Annotated in this window: 18 protein-coding genes; 14 read left to right on the top strand and 4 right to left on the bottom strand. The window is 68.9% G+C overall.

What is annotated here, in order from left to right; all coding sequences use genetic code 11:
* The first annotated feature begins 11 nt into the window (after positions 1–11).
* Entirely contained in the window at positions 12–1,283 is a 1,272-nt protein-coding gene (locus IM760_RS00400; protein ID WP_204426576.1) for an O-acetylhomoserine aminocarboxypropyltransferase/cysteine synthase family protein, read from the top strand.
* On the opposite strand, the gene IM760_RS00395 is transcribed toward IM760_RS00400, so the two are convergent.
* On the bottom strand, positions 1,280–2,239 hold the full coding sequence (locus tag IM760_RS00395) for an AraC family transcriptional regulator (protein ID WP_204426575.1): 960 nt from the start codon (positions 2,237–2,239) through the stop codon (positions 1,280–1,282). The genes IM760_RS00400 and IM760_RS00395 overlap by 4 nt on opposite strands.
* A 108-nt stretch (positions 2,240–2,347) precedes the next feature.
* Here IM760_RS00395 and IM760_RS00390 point away from each other — a divergent pair, with 108 nt between their 5' ends.
* The 6 genes from IM760_RS00390 (at position 2,348) to IM760_RS00365 (ending at position 7,760) form a co-directional block, all read left to right on the top strand.
* Positions 2,348–3,640, top strand: coding sequence for a flavin-containing monooxygenase (locus IM760_RS00390; RefSeq protein ID WP_204426574.1), 1,293 nt, complete (start codon positions 2,348–2,350; stop codon positions 3,638–3,640).
* Positions 3,641–3,649: 9 nt separating this feature from the next.
* A complete protein-coding gene (locus tag IM760_RS00385; RefSeq protein ID WP_204426573.1) occupies positions 3,650–4,561 on the top strand; it encodes a bile acid:sodium symporter family protein in 912 nt (303 codons plus the stop codon).
* Positions 4,558–5,493, top strand: a complete 936-nt coding sequence (locus IM760_RS00380) for an SDR family oxidoreductase (protein WP_204426572.1) — start codon at positions 4,558–4,560, stop codon at positions 5,491–5,493. Before IM760_RS00385 ends, IM760_RS00380 begins: the two co-directional genes overlap by 4 nt.
* Positions 5,490–6,278 (top strand): SDR family NAD(P)-dependent oxidoreductase, encoded by a 789-nt coding sequence (locus IM760_RS00375; protein WP_204426571.1) that lies wholly within the window; start codon positions 5,490–5,492, stop codon positions 6,276–6,278. The genes IM760_RS00380 and IM760_RS00375 overlap by 4 nt, the downstream gene beginning before the upstream one ends.
* On the top strand, positions 6,279–7,016 hold the full coding sequence (locus IM760_RS00370; RefSeq protein ID WP_204426570.1) for a sulfite exporter TauE/SafE family protein: 738 nt from the start codon (positions 6,279–6,281) through the stop codon (positions 7,014–7,016).
* 135 nt (positions 7,017–7,151) lie between these two features.
* On the top strand, positions 7,152–7,760 hold the full coding sequence (locus tag IM760_RS00365) for a GNAT family N-acetyltransferase (protein ID WP_204426569.1): 609 nt from the start codon (positions 7,152–7,154) through the stop codon (positions 7,758–7,760).
* 242 nt (positions 7,761–8,002) lie between these two features.
* On the opposite strand, the gene IM760_RS00360 is transcribed toward IM760_RS00365, so the two are convergent.
* Together IM760_RS00360 and IM760_RS00355 are read right to left on the bottom strand one after the other, a co-directional pair.
* Entirely contained in the window at positions 8,003–8,638 is a 636-nt protein-coding gene (locus IM760_RS00360) for a class I SAM-dependent methyltransferase (RefSeq protein ID WP_239549524.1), read from the bottom strand.
* A complete protein-coding gene (locus IM760_RS00355) occupies positions 8,635–9,723 on the bottom strand; it encodes a lipase family alpha/beta hydrolase (RefSeq protein WP_338021353.1) in 1,089 nt (362 codons plus the stop codon). Before IM760_RS00355 ends, IM760_RS00360 begins: the two co-directional genes overlap by 4 nt.
* A gap of 208 nt (positions 9,724–9,931) precedes the next feature.
* Between IM760_RS00355 and IM760_RS00350 the strand changes: the two genes are divergently transcribed.
* From IM760_RS00350 to nfi, 7 genes are all read left to right on the top strand, one after another.
* Entirely contained in the window at positions 9,932–10,171 is a 240-nt protein-coding gene (locus tag IM760_RS00350) for a hypothetical protein (protein ID WP_204426568.1), read from the top strand.
* A 347-nt stretch (positions 10,172–10,518) separates the two neighbouring features.
* Positions 10,519–11,121 carry a hypothetical protein gene (locus tag IM760_RS00345; RefSeq protein ID WP_204426567.1) on the top strand — a complete coding sequence of 201 codons (603 nt, stop codon included), beginning with the start codon at positions 10,519–10,521 and terminating at the stop codon, positions 11,119–11,121.
* Entirely contained in the window at positions 11,118–11,693 is a 576-nt protein-coding gene (locus tag IM760_RS00340; protein ID WP_204426566.1) for a hypothetical protein, read from the top strand. Before IM760_RS00345 ends, IM760_RS00340 begins: the two co-directional genes overlap by 4 nt.
* 81 nt (positions 11,694–11,774) lie before the next feature.
* The gene (locus IM760_RS00335; RefSeq protein WP_204426565.1) at positions 11,775–12,065 is read left to right on the top strand and encodes a hypothetical protein; all 291 of its coding nucleotides are present in this window, start codon (positions 11,775–11,777) and stop codon (positions 12,063–12,065) included.
* The gene (locus IM760_RS00330) at positions 12,062–12,316 is read left to right on the top strand and encodes a hypothetical protein (RefSeq protein WP_204426564.1); all 255 of its coding nucleotides are present in this window, start codon (positions 12,062–12,064) and stop codon (positions 12,314–12,316) included. The genes IM760_RS00335 and IM760_RS00330 overlap by 4 nt, the downstream gene beginning before the upstream one ends.
* A complete protein-coding gene (locus IM760_RS00325) occupies positions 12,316–13,887 on the top strand; it encodes a PepSY-associated TM helix domain-containing protein (RefSeq protein ID WP_204426563.1) in 1,572 nt (523 codons plus the stop codon). The genes IM760_RS00330 and IM760_RS00325 overlap by 1 nt, the downstream gene beginning before the upstream one ends.
* A 93-nt stretch (positions 13,888–13,980) precedes the next feature.
* The gene (gene nfi / locus IM760_RS00320; protein ID WP_204426562.1) at positions 13,981–14,730 is read left to right on the top strand and encodes a deoxyribonuclease V; all 750 of its coding nucleotides are present in this window, start codon (positions 13,981–13,983) and stop codon (positions 14,728–14,730) included.
* Positions 14,731–14,734: 4 nt separating this feature from the next.
* On the opposite strand, the gene IM760_RS00315 is transcribed toward nfi, so the two are convergent.
* Entirely contained in the window at positions 14,735–15,592 is an 858-nt protein-coding gene (locus tag IM760_RS00315; protein ID WP_204426561.1) for a hypothetical protein, read from the bottom strand.
* Positions 15,593–15,715: the final 123 nt, after the last annotated feature.

Here is a 15,715-nt window from a genome sequence, read left to right as displayed (position 1 = left end):
CGAGGACCCCCATGAAAAAAGAAACCATCGCCATCCACGGCGGCTTCGCCGGCGACCCGGAAACCCACGCCGTGGCGGTGCCGGTCTATCAGACCACCAGCTACTATTTCGACGACACCCAGCACGGCGCCGACCTGTTCGACCTGAAAGTGCCGGGCAATATCTACACCCGCATCACGAACCCCACCAACGCGGTGCTGGAGGAGCGGGTGGCGCAGTTGGAAGGCGGCATCGGCGCCCTGGCCATGGCGTCCGGCATGGCCGCCATCACCGCCGCCATCCAGACCCTGGCGCGGGCCGGCGACAACATCGTTTCAGTGAGCCAGCTGTACGGCGGCACCTACAATCTGTTCGCCCACACCCTGCCGAACATGGGCATCCGCGTGCACATGGCCGACGGCCGTGATCTGGACGCCATCGCCGCCGCCATCGACGACGACACCAAGGCGGTGTTCTGCGAGTCGGTGGGCAACCCGGCGGGCAACATCGTGGATCTGGCCGGTCTGGCCAAGGTGGCCCACGATGCCGGCGTGCCGCTGATCGTCGACAACACCGTGGCCACCCCGGCCCTGTGCCGGCCGTTCGAGCACGGCGCCGACATCGTGGTGCACTCCCTGACCAAATACATGGGCGGCCACGGCACCACCGTGGGCGGCGCCATCGTCGACTCCGGTCGCTTTCCGTGGAAGGACAATCCGCGCTTCAAGGCCTTCAACGAGCCCGATCCCAGCTACCACGGCGTGGTCTACACCGAGGCCATGGGCGAGGCGGCCTTTATCGGCCGGGCCCGGGTGGTGCCGCTGCGCAACACCGGCGGTGCCCTGTCGCCGATGAACGCCTTCCTGCTGCTGCAGGGCATCGAAACCCTGAGCCTGCGCATGGAGCGGCATTGCGAGAACGCCATGAAGGTGGCGGCGTACCTGAAGAACCACGCCAAGGTGGCCTGGGTCAATTTCGCCGGCCTGGACAGCGATCGGGACCATGCCCTGGCCCAGCGTTACATGGACGGCGGCGTGCCGGCGTCGATTCTCAGCTTCGGCATCGACGGCGGCCGCGAGGCCGGCGCTCGCTTTATCGATGCCCTGGGCATGATCAAGCGGCTGGTGAACATCGGTGACGCCAAGTCCCTGGCCTGCCACCCGGCCACCACCACCCACCGTCAGCTCAACGACGACGAACTGCGCACCGCCGGCGTCAGCGCCGACCTGGTGCGGTTGTCCATCGGCATCGAGCACATCGACGATATCCTGGCCGACATCGAACAGGCGTTGGCGGCCGTCTAGCGCGCGCGAAAACGGGCCGGCGTTTCGCCGGTCCAGCGTTTGAACGCCTTGGTAAAGGCACTCTCGTCGGAAAACCCCAGCTCCGCGGCCAGGTCCGCCACCCGGCGGCCGTCGCGCAGGGCCTGCTCGGCCCGTTCCCGCAGCAGCGTATCGCGCAGCAGCTTGAAGCTGGTGCCTTCGTCGGCCAGCCGGCGGATCAGGTGCCGGCCACTCATGCCCAACCGGTCGGCGATGCGCTCTTTGCCCCAGCCGGGATGCTCCCGGATCAGCGCGCCCACCCGGGCACTCAAGGCGCGATCGTCGAGCCGCGCCAGCAGTTCATCGGCCAGCCCGCGAAGATGGCGGCACAGCGCCGGATTGGCGTGCACCAGCGGTAGATGCAGCTGGTCCGTCTCGAACACCAGGGCGTTGTGCGGCGCCTCGAACACCACCGGCACGCCGAGCCGTTCCCGGTAACGTCGCGGCGCGTCCAGGGCCGCGTGGCGCAGGGTCAGCGCCTCGGCCCGGAAGGCATGGCCGGTGCTCCAGCGGGTCAGATTGAGCAGGCTGGCGAGCACCGCCTCCACCCGTTCCGGGCGGCGGGTGGCGTAGCGTGGCCGGTAACGAACGGCCACCCGTGGGCCGTCGTCGGCCACCAGGAAGTCGCCGCCCTCGCCGACGATGGGGTGATAATCCAGCAGGCTGTCCAGGGCCTCGCCGACGGTCTCGCAACTCATCAGGATCATGCCGGCGGTGTCCAGATGGCCCACCTGCAAAGCGAGCCCCAGTTCCAGCCCCACCAGCGGATCGTCGGCGGCCTGGCAAAAGTGATCCCAGAGCCGATCCTGGTGCGCCAGATCCACCCGGTCCTGATGGGTCGGTGCCGCCCATTCCTCCGGCAGGCGCAGGCCCAGGCGCCGGGCCGCCTGGAGAATGGCCTGGGAGAAATGCACGGTCACCGTGGGAGTGTGGGTCATGGTCTGTGGTCCGGGTCCTGAATTAACCGGTGGCGGGTCGCGAATCAGCCGTGCCGGCGGCGGGCCCGGCGGTTAGCGTAAGGAGCATAACAAGAAAGGAACCCGGACATGTACGCAGTGATCGGCGCCGGCCCCATGGGTCTGGCCACCGCCCGCAATCTGGACAAACAGGGCCTGCCCTTCGTCGGCTATGAGCTGCACGACGACGTGGGCGGCCTGTGGGACATCGACAACCCGCACAGCACCGTCTACCAGAGCGCCCACCTGATTTCTTCCAAGCGAATGACCGAATTTCGCGAATTCCCGATGGACGAGGCGGTGGCCAGCTACCCCCACCACTCGGAACTGAAGCGCTACTTCCGCGACTACGCCGAGCGCTTCGACCTGCGCCGGCACTACCGCTTCGGCACCCGGGTCACGGCGCTGGAGCCGGCGCCGGGCGGTGGCTGGCACCTTACCGCCGAAAACAACGGTGTCAGCGATACCCGGCACTTCGACGCGGTGCTGATCGCCAGCGGTACCCTGCACACTCCCAATCTGCCCGCATTGCCCGGCCGATTCGCCGGCCAGGTGCTGCACGCCAGCCAGTACCGCCGGGCCGAGCAGTTCCGCGACCAGCGGGTGCTGATCGTCGGCTGCGGCAACTCCGCCTGCGACATGGCGGTGGACGCGGTGCACCAGGCCGCCCGGGTGGATCTGTCCGTGCGCCGGGGCTATTACTTTTTGCCCAAGTTCATCGGTGGCCGGCCCGCCGACACCCTGGGCGGCAAGCTGAAACTGCCGCGCCGTCTCAAGCAGTGGCTGGACGCGCGACTGATTCGCCTGATCGTGGGCCGCCCCAGTGACTACGGCCTGCCGGACCCGGATTACCGCATGTACGAATCCCATCCGGTGGTCAATTCCCTGGTGCTGCATCATCTCGGCCACGGGGATATTCGCCCGCGCCCGGACATTGCCGCCGTCGAGGGCCACACCGTCACCTTCACCGATGGCGAGCAGGCCGATTACGACCTGATCCTGCTGGCCACCGGTTACCGCCTGGATTATCCCTTCATCGACCCGGCCCACCTGAACTGGCGCGGCGACGCCCCGGCGCTGTACCTGAACATGTTCCATCCGGAGCGCGATGATCTGTTGATGATGGGCATGATCGAAGCCGCCGGCCTGGGCTGGGAAGGGCGTAACGAGCAGGCGGCGCTGGCGGCGCTGTACCTGCGCCGGGTGCGCGAGGGTCACCCGGCCGCCGACACCCTGCGCCGTCTCAAACGGGAACGGGCCGGGGTGAACCCGGACGGCGGCTACCGCTATCTGAAACTGGCGCGCATGGCCTACTACGTGCACAAGGACAGCTATCGGGCGGAACTGGCCGCGCGCCGACGCGACCTGGCCGGGCAAGGGTAAGGAGGCGGCATGCAGACCACCATCGATTTCAATACCGGCAGCCTGATCGCGCTCAACGCGATCCTGGCCTGCATGATGTTCGGCGTGTCCCTGTCGTTGCGCGTCGAGGATTTCAAACGGGTGCTGGTGAAACCGGCGGCCCCGGCGGCGGGCCTGCTGGCCCAGTTTCTGCTGCTGCCGGCGCTGACCTGCGCCACCACCTGGTGGCTGGACGTGGATCCGCAACTGGCGCTGGGCATGATCCTGGTGGCCTCCTGCCCCGGGGGCACCTTCTCCAACATCATGACCTGGCTGGCCCGCGCCAACGTGGCGGTGTCGGTGAGCATGACGGCGGTGTCCAGCCTGGCCGCCACGGTGCTCACCCCGTTCAATTTCGCCTTCTACGGGTGGCTCAATCCGAACACCCGTGGTCTGGTCACCGACATCGCCCTGGACAGCACCAACATCCTGTTGCTGGTGGTGGCGGTGCTGGCGGTGCCGCTGCTGTTGGGCATGGTGGTGGGGCGGCATTTTCCCCGCTTCGCCGACGCCGCCCAGAAGCCCATGCGGGTGTTCACCCTGCTGGTGCTGCTGGCCTTCGTGGGCATCGCCTTCGGCAACAACATGGACGTGTTCCTGGCCAACGCGGATCGCATCGTCGCCCTGGTGATCGGGCAGAACGCCCTGGCGCTGGGCCTGGGGGCCCTGGCCGGCCTGGCAGTGGGGCTCAGCCGGGCCGACCGGCGGGCGGTGACCCTGGAGGTGGGCATCCAGAACTCCGGCCTGGGGCTGTCGATTCTGTTTACCTTCTTTCCGCAGGCCGCCGGCATGATTCTGATCGCCGGTTTCTGGGGCGTCTGGCATCTGGTCAGCGGCCTGCTGCTGTCGCTGCTCTGGGCACGCGGCGCGGCGCGGCCGGCGCCGGGGGAGGGCGCGCCATGAGCCGCATTCTGATCACCGGCGCCGCCGGCTACATCGGTCGGCAGCTGGCCGAGCGGCTGGCCACCGACCACCAGGTGCTCGGCCTGGACGTGCGGGTACCGGACGGCCTGCCGTTCGCGTGCCGGCAGGGCGATATCCGCGACCCGGCCCTGGCCCGCTGGGTGGCCGACCACGGCACCGAGGTGGTGGTGCATCTGGCCGCCGTGCTGGAAGATTCCGGGGACCGGGCCCGCGATCACGATATCGACGTGAACGGCACCCGCAATGTGCTTGAAGCCTGCGTGGCCGGCGGCGTGCGCCAGCTGATCGTTACCAGTTCCGGCGCCGCCTACGGTTATCACGCGGATAACCCGGCCTGGCTCGACGAGGACGCGCCGCTGCGCGGCAACCCGGAATTCGCCTATTCCGACCACAAGCGTCAGGTGGAGGAGCTGCTGGCCCGCTACCGCCAAGAGGCGTCCGGGCTCGGGCAGCTGATCCTGCGGCCCGGCACGGTGCTGGGTGCCACCACCCGCAATCAGATCACCGCCCTGTTCGAGGGCCGTCGGGTGCTGGCCATCGCCGGTTCCGATTCGCCGTTCGTGTTCATCTGGGACCAGGATGTGGTGGGCGCCATCGTGCACGGCATCGAGACCGGCGCCCGGGGCATCTACAACCTGGCCGGCGACGGCGCGCTGCCGATCCGGCGGGTGGCGGAACTGCTGGGCAAGCGGGTGCGGGTGGTGCCGGCGGGCCTGTTGATCGCCGCCCTGGCGCTGGGCAAGCGCCTGGGGCTCACCGAGCACGCGCCGGAGAAAGTGAACTTTCTGCGTTACCGGCCGGTGCTCGACAACCGGCGCCTCAAGGCGGAGTTCGGCTATCGGCCCGGAAAAACCTCCGAGGAAACCTTTCGCTTTTTCATCGAACAGGCGCGGGCGAGGGGGCAATTATGAAGACGATGCTGATCACCGGGGCGGCGTCGGGGCTGGGCTGGGCCCTGGCCCGGGCCGCCTGGGCGCGCGGCTGGCGGCTGATTCTGGTGGACCGGGACGGCGAGGCGCTGGCGGACAAGGCGGCGCGCCTGGCCGGGGTCGATACCCGGCGGGTGCGCCACTTCGCCCTGGATCTCACCGACGACACCGCCCGTAACGAGCTGGTGGCGGCCCTGCGCGACGAGCCACTGGACGCGTTGATCAATAACGCCGGCATCACCCACCGTTCCTCCGTGGCGCGCACCGAGCTGGCGGTGTTCCGCCGGGTCATGGCGGTGGACTGGGACGCCCCGGTGGCGCTGACCCTGGCCCTGCTGCCGGCGCTGCGCGCCCGCCGTGGCACCGTCATCAACATCGGCTCCATGGCGGGCTGGATGCCGGTGCTGGGCCGTGCCGGTTACTGCAGCGCCAAGGCGGCGCTGGCGCAGTTTTTCGAGGTGCTGCGCGGCGAGCTGGCCGACGAGGGCGTGGGCGTGCTGATGGTCTATCCGAGCTTTCTGGCCACCCCCATCGAGCGCAACGCGCTCGGTTTCGACGGCCGGCCCGCCGCCCACGCGCGCTCCTCGGTGGGCCGCGTGCGCGACGCCGACTGGATGGCGGAGCGTGTGCTTGATGCCCTGGCCGCCGGCCGCCGGCGCCTGTTTCCGGACCGTTTCACCCTGTTCGCCAGCCTGCTGTGGCGGCTGGCGCCGGACCTGTATCATCGCCTGATGCGTCGTCATTTCGCCGGGGAACTGGACCACTGAATGCTGGATGTTCTGAGCTCGCCCTGGGCCCTGGTGGCCCTGTTCGTGTTGCTGGCCTACACCACCGAGGCGATGACCGGTTTCGGCTCCATCGTCATCGCCCTGTCCCTGAGCGCCCTGGTGCTGCCGCTGGAGGTGCTGATGCCGGTGCTGGTGCCGCTCAATCTGGTGCTCAGCGGCTACCTGACCCTGCGTTACCGGCGGCTGGTGCACTGGCGCCTGCTGCTCACCGGCATTCTGCCGATGATGGCGCTGGGCACCCTGGCCGGGTTCGTGCTGCGGCCCGCCCTGGGGCCGGGCGCGCAATGGCTGTTCGGCGCTCTGGTGGTGGCCTTCAGCGTCCGGGAGCTGTGGCGGCTGCGGCGGGCCCGGCCGGCGGCCGCCCACGGCGCGCTGTGGAGCCGCTTCTGGATGCTGATGGCGGGCCTCACGCACGGTTTGTTCGCCTCCGGCGGCCCGCTGCTGGTGTACGCCCTGGGGGGCGTGCAGCTGGACAAGAGCCGCTTTCGCGCCACCCTGGTGCTGGTCTGGTTCAGCCTCAACCTGCTGCTGACCGTCGGCTTTTTGCTGAACGGAGCACTGCGGGCGCAATGGCCACACCTGCTGGCGCTGGTGCCGGTGGTGCTGGTGGGCATCGTGCTCGGCGAGGCGCTGCACCATCGGGTGGACGAACACCGCTTTCGTCAGGTGTTGTTTTCGGTGCTGCTGGTGGCCGGGCTGGCCCTGTTGGTTCGTTGATGCGAGCTGGTTCGTTAATGCGCGCCGGTTCGCCAAAGCCCGCCGGCTGGCGAAAGGTTGACCGGGAAGGGTGACCGCGCCCGGCGATCCGGCTAGCATCGGGCCATTATCAGCGGCGGGTTCCGGGAGAGCATCATGTCGGCAGTGGAAATTCGACCGGTCAGTGGCATCGCGGTGGAGCCCTGGCTGGATGAACTGGCGGACCTGCGCATCCAGGTGTTCCGCGATTATCCCTATCTGTACGACGGCTCCCCCGCCTACGAGCGCGATTACCTGGATCGCTATGCCCGCTCCGAGCAGAGCCTGTTCGTGCTGGCGCTGGAGTACAACCGCCTGATCGGTGCCGCCACCGCCTTGCCGCTGCTCGACGCCGACCCGGAGTTCCAGGTGCCGTTCGCCGAGCACGGCCCGGACGCCGGGCGGGTGTTCTACTTCGGCGAGTCGGTGCTGTTGCCGGCCTACCGGGGCGAGGGCGTCGGCCACCGCTTCTTCGATCTGCGCGAGCTGTACGCCCGGGATTTCGGCTTCGACTACACCGCCTTCTGCGCGGTGGTACGCGACGACGACCACCCGCAACGGCCACGGGACTACCGCTCGCTGGAACCGTTCTGGAAAAAACGCGGCTACCACCCGGAGCCGGCCCTGACCACCCGCTTTCCGTGGCGTGACCTGGGCGACGAGCAGCAGACCGAAAAAACCATGCAGTTCTGGTTGCGGGACGTGACCCTCGTCGAAGACGCGTGATCCGGTTGACAAAATAGGCCGTTTTTTACGCCGTTCGGCTCATGAAGAACGCGTGAAGACCGGTCTACAGTGAGGGGACGCTGAACTGACAACGGACCCTTGTTGACGATGGACTGCGCCTATTGGTTAGGCCGCATGCTGCGCGGCTTATTGATCGTGATTCCCCTGGCACTGCTGGCGGTGGCGGTCGCGCTGCTGGTGGCGGCGTGAGCGGGTGGCCGACACGGACGAGGGGTCAAACCTTAAAGCCGTCGCAGCAGCGCCACCGGATTATCCAGTAACACCACCTGCCAGCCGTCGCGCCGGGCCAGCCAATGGAAGGTGTGCGGCTGCCAGAAGCACACATGGGTGGGGTCGCGGCGATAGTGCCAGCGGGGAAAGTGCCCGTCGTCGGTCAGAAACCGGGTCATCACCGCCAGCCAGCCTCCGGGGGCCACCAGTGACTGAAAGCGCGCCCACTCGCGCTCCGGCTGGTGCAGATGCTCCAGCACCTCCGTGCAGGTGACGAAATCGTAGCGCCCCGCCAGGACGTCCTCGTCGGCGGCGTAGATCGGGTCCCACAGACGCATGGGAAAGCCGTCTTCCTCCATCATGCGGGCCAGCGCCGGGCCCGGGCCGCAACCGAAATCCAGCCCCCGCGCGCCGCTCGCCAGCCTGGCCTTCAGCGGGGCGGCCAACTGGTCCAGAAAACGCCGGTAGCCCGGGTCGTCCGGGTCATTCTCGTGCAGGTCGTACTGGCGCTTTTCCTCGTCCAGGGCGGGCAATTGCGGGCGGCTGAGAAAGGTCAGCCGGCATTGCGGGCAGCGCAGATAGCGCCGCCCCTCCACGGTGGCGAACAGGGTCACGCCGGCGTGGCCGCACAAACAGCAAACAGTCATCGGGCGAGCAGCCACTCCTTGAGGCAGTCGTAGGTCCGCGAGTCCTCCAGCATGGCCATGTGGCCGAGCCGGTACAGCAGTCGCCGGCTCAGGTTGGCGGCGTCCGGATAAAGCCGTTCGGCCAGGGCGCTGTCCACCCGCACCAGCCAGTCGCCCACCGGGGCGCCGCTGCCCTCGTCGCTGAGACTGCCGGCCAGGAACAGTTGTCGCACCCGGTCGTCCAGCGGCACCTTGAGGCTGGGGCGCGCTTCGTCCAGGGGCCGGTCCCGCCACTGGTCCTCGATCACATAGCCGAAGCGCAGGTCGCGAATGCCGTCGGAGCGCAGGTTGCCCAGCCGCATCAGCGGCCGGGAGTAGGGCGTCAGCCCCAGCAGCCGGTTGGCCTGGTTGCCCAGGCGCTCCAGCATGGCGCCCTGGTGGGGCGACCCCAGACAGGCCAGATGGCTGACCCGGTCCACCCAGGCGTCACCGCGGGCACGGCCCTGGTGCAGGGCGCTGCGGGCCACCAGGCCGCCCATGCTGTGGCCCACCAGCACCACCCGCTCGGGGAGGGCGGTGGCGGCCAGCAGGTCGGCCAGGTCGCGGCCGTTCTCGGAAATGTGCAGGCCGGTATTGTAGCGCAGCGTGCGGGTGTGGGCGTCCAGCGCCGGCCCCGCCCAGCGGCGGAAAGCCTCGGCGGCCGGGTTGTCCCAGCAGGTCTCGTTGAGGCACAGGCCGTGCACCATCAGCACCAGGGTGCCCCGTTCCAGGGACGGCGGTCCGGGCAGCAGGGTCATGGGCAGCGCGTAGTGGCTGTCGCGGGCGGCCAGCAGCTGGCCGAACACGCCGTTGACGATGCTCTGCAAATCCGCATGCTCCGCCGGTGCCGGCTCGTCGCGCAGGGCCTGCTGGGCCAGATGGACGGCGTTGCCGGCCTGGCGGAAGCCATAGCGGATCACGTCGTAGACCAGGGCGGCGGGCAGCCGGCCCCGATCAAGCGGATGGGCGATGGCGCCGTGCATTTCCTGCACGGTATCGGTGATTTCCCCGCCCAGCAGAGTGAGCAAACGGGCCAGGCCCCCCGATGTCCGGCTGATTGTTTTCACGGCCGCTCCTTGTTTTTTCACCCGATCATAGCAAGTCCGGGCGCGAACACCTATCCACTAACCGATGGGGAAATCCGGCGGCAAAGGTCGCCGCCGTGCACCGATGGGGTTCGTAAAATAGAGGAAAATCAAAAGGCCCCACTCTGGTCAGGCGGCGCCGACGACGATAGATTTCACTCCAACGTTCACGACACGTCGAGGAGTGACTATGCGTACGTTCAGCAAAGGACTTGTGGTACTTCTGTTTGGCGCCATGCTTGGCCTGGCAGGCTGTGATCAGCAAGGACCGATGGAAAAAGCCGGTGAGAAGGCGGATGAAGCCGTCGACGAAGTCACCGGCCAGGGACCCATGGAAGAAGCGGGCGAAAACGTGGATGACGCCTGGGAAGACACCAAGGACGCCGGTAAGGAAATGGGCGAAGCCGTGGACGGTGACAACAACCAGTAACGGTTGACGCTCTATCCGACCGCCAGGGAAGGCGGTTCGCCGAACGCGATTCCTCGTTAAGGAATGACGTCGGCAGGACCGGTTGAAGGACTCTCGTCATGGAACGACGAGCGAATCAGGGACGATTGGAAAAGGCCGCCGGGGGTGACACGCCCGGCGGCCTTTTTGTTGCGCGGCCCGAGACCAGGCTTTCCCCGGCCCGGACGGCTGATACATTCCACTACATCCGTTCACTCAAATTTGACGCATTGCCTCTTTGGGCCCGGCCCGGTGGCTGGCTAGAGTAGAAGGTCCGAGCCGGCGGCACCCGCCCGACCCGCCGAGGCAATGAATGAAGGAGTCGTTCGATGGGTTCGCAGGCGAAGTGGACAGGCCCGGAAGTGCCGTCGCGGCTGGCCCTGGAGGCGGTGGACAATCGCATCGTGGCGCTCACCGAGTACCTGACCGTATACCGCGCTGGCGCCGGCTCGCCGGGCCGTGCCCGGCACCAGCGCATCCGCGAGCTGCGCCACGACATCGCCCGGCTGCGCGCCTGGAGCCATTACCTGCGCGGCGCCGCCCGGCGCCCGCTGTGGTGGCGCGCTCTGCGGCGCCTGGGCATCTGGTTCGGCGGTGAACGGCACGCCCGCCCCGGGCGCCGCCGGCCACGGGGTGCCGGCGTGCGGCGGCTCAGTGCGTTCAGTGTGGTGGACCGCGCCCTGGCCGCGCAGTTGGAGGATTACCAGGGCCGCCTGCTGACCCTGGGTCTGGCGCGCGGACCGCTGGCCGACGACCTGCTGGCCACCCGCCAGCGCCTGCAGGGCTGCGTGGATCGTCTTCAGCAGGAGCGCCGCCTGCTGGCCGCCGATGCCGGCCGCGTGGCGGTGATCTGCTGGGTGCTGAGCCGGGTGGTGCGGGTACGCGGCTGGCTGGGACTCGGCGAACCACGCACCGGGGTTCTGGATCCATGAACGCTCCCCCCGGGCACGCCCCGCTTCCCCCCGTCTTTACCCTGGCGGACCTCAAGCAGCAATTGAACGGTGACGAACAGGCCGCCATGGAACTGGCCGGCCGCTGGCTGGAGAGCGGCCAGGTGCGCCAGGTGGCCCCGCCCCGGCCGGTGTTCATCCGTCTTAATGGCGCCGAGCCCCCGGACGAAGCGCAACTGTGCCTGGCGCTGGCGCGTACTTTCCCGTCGGTGGTGGTGGTGGGCGGCTCGGCGCTGTGGCGCCAGGGCGTCAGCCGGCAGCGCGACGCCCTGCTGCATTGCGCGGTGGCGGAGTCGGTGGACGGTTGCTCGCTGCCCGGGGTACGTCTGCACCGGCGGCCCGCCGGCTGGCTGGAGGCGGTCTCCCGGGCCGGCGGTCTGCGCGGTCACCTGCATCAATTGCCTCTGCTCAGCGCCGAAATGGCGGTGGCCGACGCCGCCCTGTTCGCCGATGTCTGGGTCCCGGACCGGGAGCATCTGGATCCGGACCGGCTGGCGGCGGAGGGCGTGGCCGCCGCCCAGGCCCAACTGGCCACCCTGCGCGACGACGTCTGAGCACGGCGCCCCGCATTGACCGGGCCCGGCCGGGCGCGTATAAATGCGAATCGTTGTCAATCTCGTTATGTGCGCGCCATCATGCCTTTTCTGTTGTTCGCGGTGCAGCTTGCCGGCTGCTTCCTGTTGTACCTCTCTGATCGTCAGCAACGGCTGCTGCGTCGTGCGCTGCCGCCGGCCGCCCGCCTGGCCGGCTGGGTCCTGGTGGCCGGCGCCGCCGCCGGCTGGGCCTGGCTGCTGGGCACCGGGGTCGGGCTGTTTACCGCGATGTGGGTGTTCGCCCTGGGTGCCCTGGTGCCGACACTGATCGTCGGTCACTGGGTCGACGGCTACCGGCCCGGGCGTCGCCAGGGTGCCGGAGGCCGGTCGTGAGAGGGCTGCTGGGCACCGTGCTGGGGCTGCCCCTGGCGATGATGCTGTGCGGCCTGCTGGCCGCGGCGGTGCCGGTGGACTGGCGCCAGTGGCTGGTGCCGTTGATGCTGCTGTCGCTGGTGATCTGGGCGGCGGTGATCGTGCTGGCGGGCCTGGCACGGCGGCCCTGGCGGCTCGGCGCCGGCCTGCTGGCGGCCAACGGCCTGGCCTGGCTGCTGCTGCAAACCACCCCACTGTACGGGGGAGCCTGATGCGCGCCGCGACCCTGAAGCGACACATTGATCTGCACGCCTGGGTGGGCATCCTCGCCGGGCTGGCGCTGTTCGTGGCGTTCTTCGCCGGCGCCCTGAACATGTTCCACCATGAGCTCCACCACTGGCAGGAGCCGGCCCACGAAGCCGGGGCGCCGGACGCCAACATGCAGGCCCTGCTGGATACGGTGCTGGCCAACCACCCCGAGGCCGGCAACTGGATGTTCCTGATCCCCGGCGACGATCCGTCGGCCATCTGGCAGGAACAGGTGGACGGCAAGCCGGTCTGGCACACCGAACACGCCGCCGACTTCAACGACGCCGGTGAGAACGTGGCGGTGGCGGGCTCCGGGCTGTCCGAGTTCGTCAACGAGCTGCATTACGAGCTGGCGCTGCCCAAGGTCGGTATCCATCTGATGGGCATCGTCTCGGTGCTCTACGGCGCCGCCCTGATCGGCGGCCTGGTGATCCACTGGTCGCGGCTGCGGAAGGAATTCTTCGCCCTCAAGCACCAGGGCAACCTGCGCCGCTACTGGAAGAACCTGCACAATCTGGTGGGGGTGCTCAGCTACCCCTTCCACGTGATTTTTGCCTGGACCGGCGCCGCCATGTGTTGCCTGGCGCTGCTCACGCTGGTGATGAGCGGGCTGGTGTTCGGGCCGCAATTTCAGAGTGCCTTTACCGACGCCACGGAAGCCTGGCCGGCGCCGCAGGCCAGCGGCAACGCGGTGGCCATGGCCGGCGTGGACCGTTACCTGGCGCGGGCCGAGCAGACCCTGCCGGAGCTGGAGGTGGGCTGGATCGAGCTGCAGCAGTACGGCGACGAAAACGCGGTGGTGGACGTGGGCGGTTCGGTGCACGGCAACGTGGGCCACTATGCGCACGTGGTGATGCGCGGCGACGACGCGGCGCTGCTGACCACCACCGGGCCGGGCAACCGCACCCTCAATGACGCCTTCCTGACGCCGGTCTACTCGCTGCACTTCGGCGATTACGGCGGCCTGCTGGTGCGGGTGCTGTATTTCGTGCTGGCGTTGCTGGGCTGCCTGCTGTTCTTCTCCGGGAACATTCTCTGGTGCGAGCGGCGCACTGATCGCCAGGGCCCGAGCCGCGCCGCCGCCGTGATGCTGCGGCTGACCCTGGGGGTCACCTTCGGCGTGGTCGCCGGCCTGGCGGTGAGCTTCCTGGTCAGCAAACCGATGCTCCATTCGCCCTGGTCCGCCTGGACCGCGCCGGCGGAAAAAATCGCCTTTCTCATCACCCTGCTGATTGCCCTGGCCGCTGCCTTCCGCGCGCCGCCGCTGGCCACCGCCCGGCTGTGGCCGACCCTGTGCGCGGTGCTCTATATGGCGGCGCCGCTGGTGCAGGGCGCCTGGGAAGGCTTCGCCACCTGGCGGGAGACGGACATCCTGCTGGTCAATGGCTCGCTGTGGGCGGTGGCCGCCGGCCTGCTGCTGGTGGAGCGGCTGCGCGTGCGCCGCCAGCGCCGTGCCGCGCCCCATCCGCTGTGGACCGGCACCGTCCGGTCCGCCGCCCCGGCGCCGGCCGGGGCCGACCCGGACCCGGCCTGACGCCCGCCCACGGCCGTCACCGACGGTGGCGGCGGCGCCGTGTTAGGCTGGTGCCCGTGCCCCGCAACCGACAAAGGCAAAAGGAGTGTGCCGATGACCCTCAGCTCGGAGCAGCTGGAACGTGACTGGGCGGCGATGACGCCGGCCCGTGCCAAGGCCCTGCAAGTGGAGACCGCGCGACAGGTGCGGCTGCAACCGGACGGTCCGGCGCCGGTGACCGTGGCCGGGGTGGACGTGGGCTTCGAGAATCGCGACACCGCCCGCGCCGCCATCGTGGTGCTGCGCTACGCGGACCTGGAGCCGCTGGACTATGCCCTGGCCCGCCTGCCGGTACGCTTCCCCTACGTGCCGGGCCTGCTTTCGTTCCGCGAATGCCCGGTGATCCTCAAGGCCCTGGAACAATTGCGAACGCCGCCGGACCTGCTGCTTTGCGACGGCCACGGCGTGGCTCATCCGCGCCGGCTCGGCATCGCCGCCCATCTGGGCGTGCTCACCGGCCTGCCCACGGTGGGGGTGGCCAAGAAGAAACTGTACGGCCGCCACGGACCGGTGCCGGAAGGGCGCGGGGAATGGACGCCGCTGATGGCGGGCAGGGGAAGCGCCGCCGGCAAAAGCGGTGAGGGTGAAGTGCTCGGCGCGGTGCTGCGCACGCGGCCGGGCTTCAAGCCGCTGTTCGTGTCACCGGGGCATCGGATGGATCTGGATGGGGCCCTGGAACGGGTGATGCACTGCACCACCCGTTACCGGCTGCCGGAAACCACCCGCTGGGCGGACGGTCTGGCCTCCAACCGGGGCCAGCGCTGGCTGGCCCGGCTGGAGCAGTTGCCCACGCCGGGGCATTGACCGTTCAGGGCGCCAGGGACAGGCGGTGGTTGGGGGTCGGCGCGGTGCCACTGACCGGCTCCACCCGTGACAGGGTGGCGCCCACCCACTCGGCGACCCGCGCCTTGCCGATCACCTCGCCGGCCCGCCAGGCCACCACCTGACCGGTGGGGGTGCGCACCGCGCGGCCGGGTTCCCGCACTTCCAGTTCGGTGCCTTCCGCCAGCCCGTTGACCCGACCGGCGGCGATGTACAGCGCATTGCCTTCGCCCACGAACGGACGCACCGACCATTCGGCCGCCGCCACCTGGCTGCCCAGGCTGTCGAGCAGACGGGCGGCGCCCTGATCGTTGTTGCCGACGCGCTCTTGCAGCTCCTTGTTGAGGGCGGTGTCCCAAACGCGTACCGCCACCTGATCGCCACCGGCGTCGTCGATTTTCACCACCAGGCGCGCGCCGGGGTAGACCGCCAGCGCCGAGCGGCAGGCTTCGCCGGCCAGGTCGTCGCAACCGGGGGTATGGGTGAGGGCGTCCTGGACCAGGCCCTTGGGCAACACCAGCATGCCGTGGTCCGAGGCCCGGCCCACCAGCGCCTCGGGCAGGGTGTCGTCGACCCCGTCGTCGAGGACAATGGCCACGTTCGCCAGGGGGGCGTCACGGCGGGTAAAGCTGGGGGCCTGCCGCTCGTCGTCGGCCGGGGCGGCGCGGTTGCCTCGCTCCCAGAACGGCGTGTCCCATTCAGGCTGCGGCGTGTTCAGGGCGGTGGGACTGTCGACGACCTGCATGGCCTGTTCCGCTTCCGCGTCGGTGAGCGCGCAGCCGCTCAGACCGGAAGCGGCGAGGACGCCGGAAAGCAAAAGAATGCGGGAATTGAACTTGATCATGAAAGGGTTTCCGTATCAGAAGAACCGGTAGCGCGGACAAAAGAGTGTGGGCAAGGAAGGGAGACCTTGTCCAGTACCGTACGACGCTTCGCAAAAACGGATCGCCAAAAGAAAACGGGGCGA

The organism is Alloalcanivorax marinus, assembly GCF_016906305.1.
In the GTDB taxonomy this organism is placed as follows: Bacteria; Pseudomonadota; Gammaproteobacteria; order Pseudomonadales; family Alcanivoracaceae; genus Alloalcanivorax; species Alloalcanivorax marinus.
This window is presented reverse-complemented; position numbering and strand designations above follow the sequence as displayed.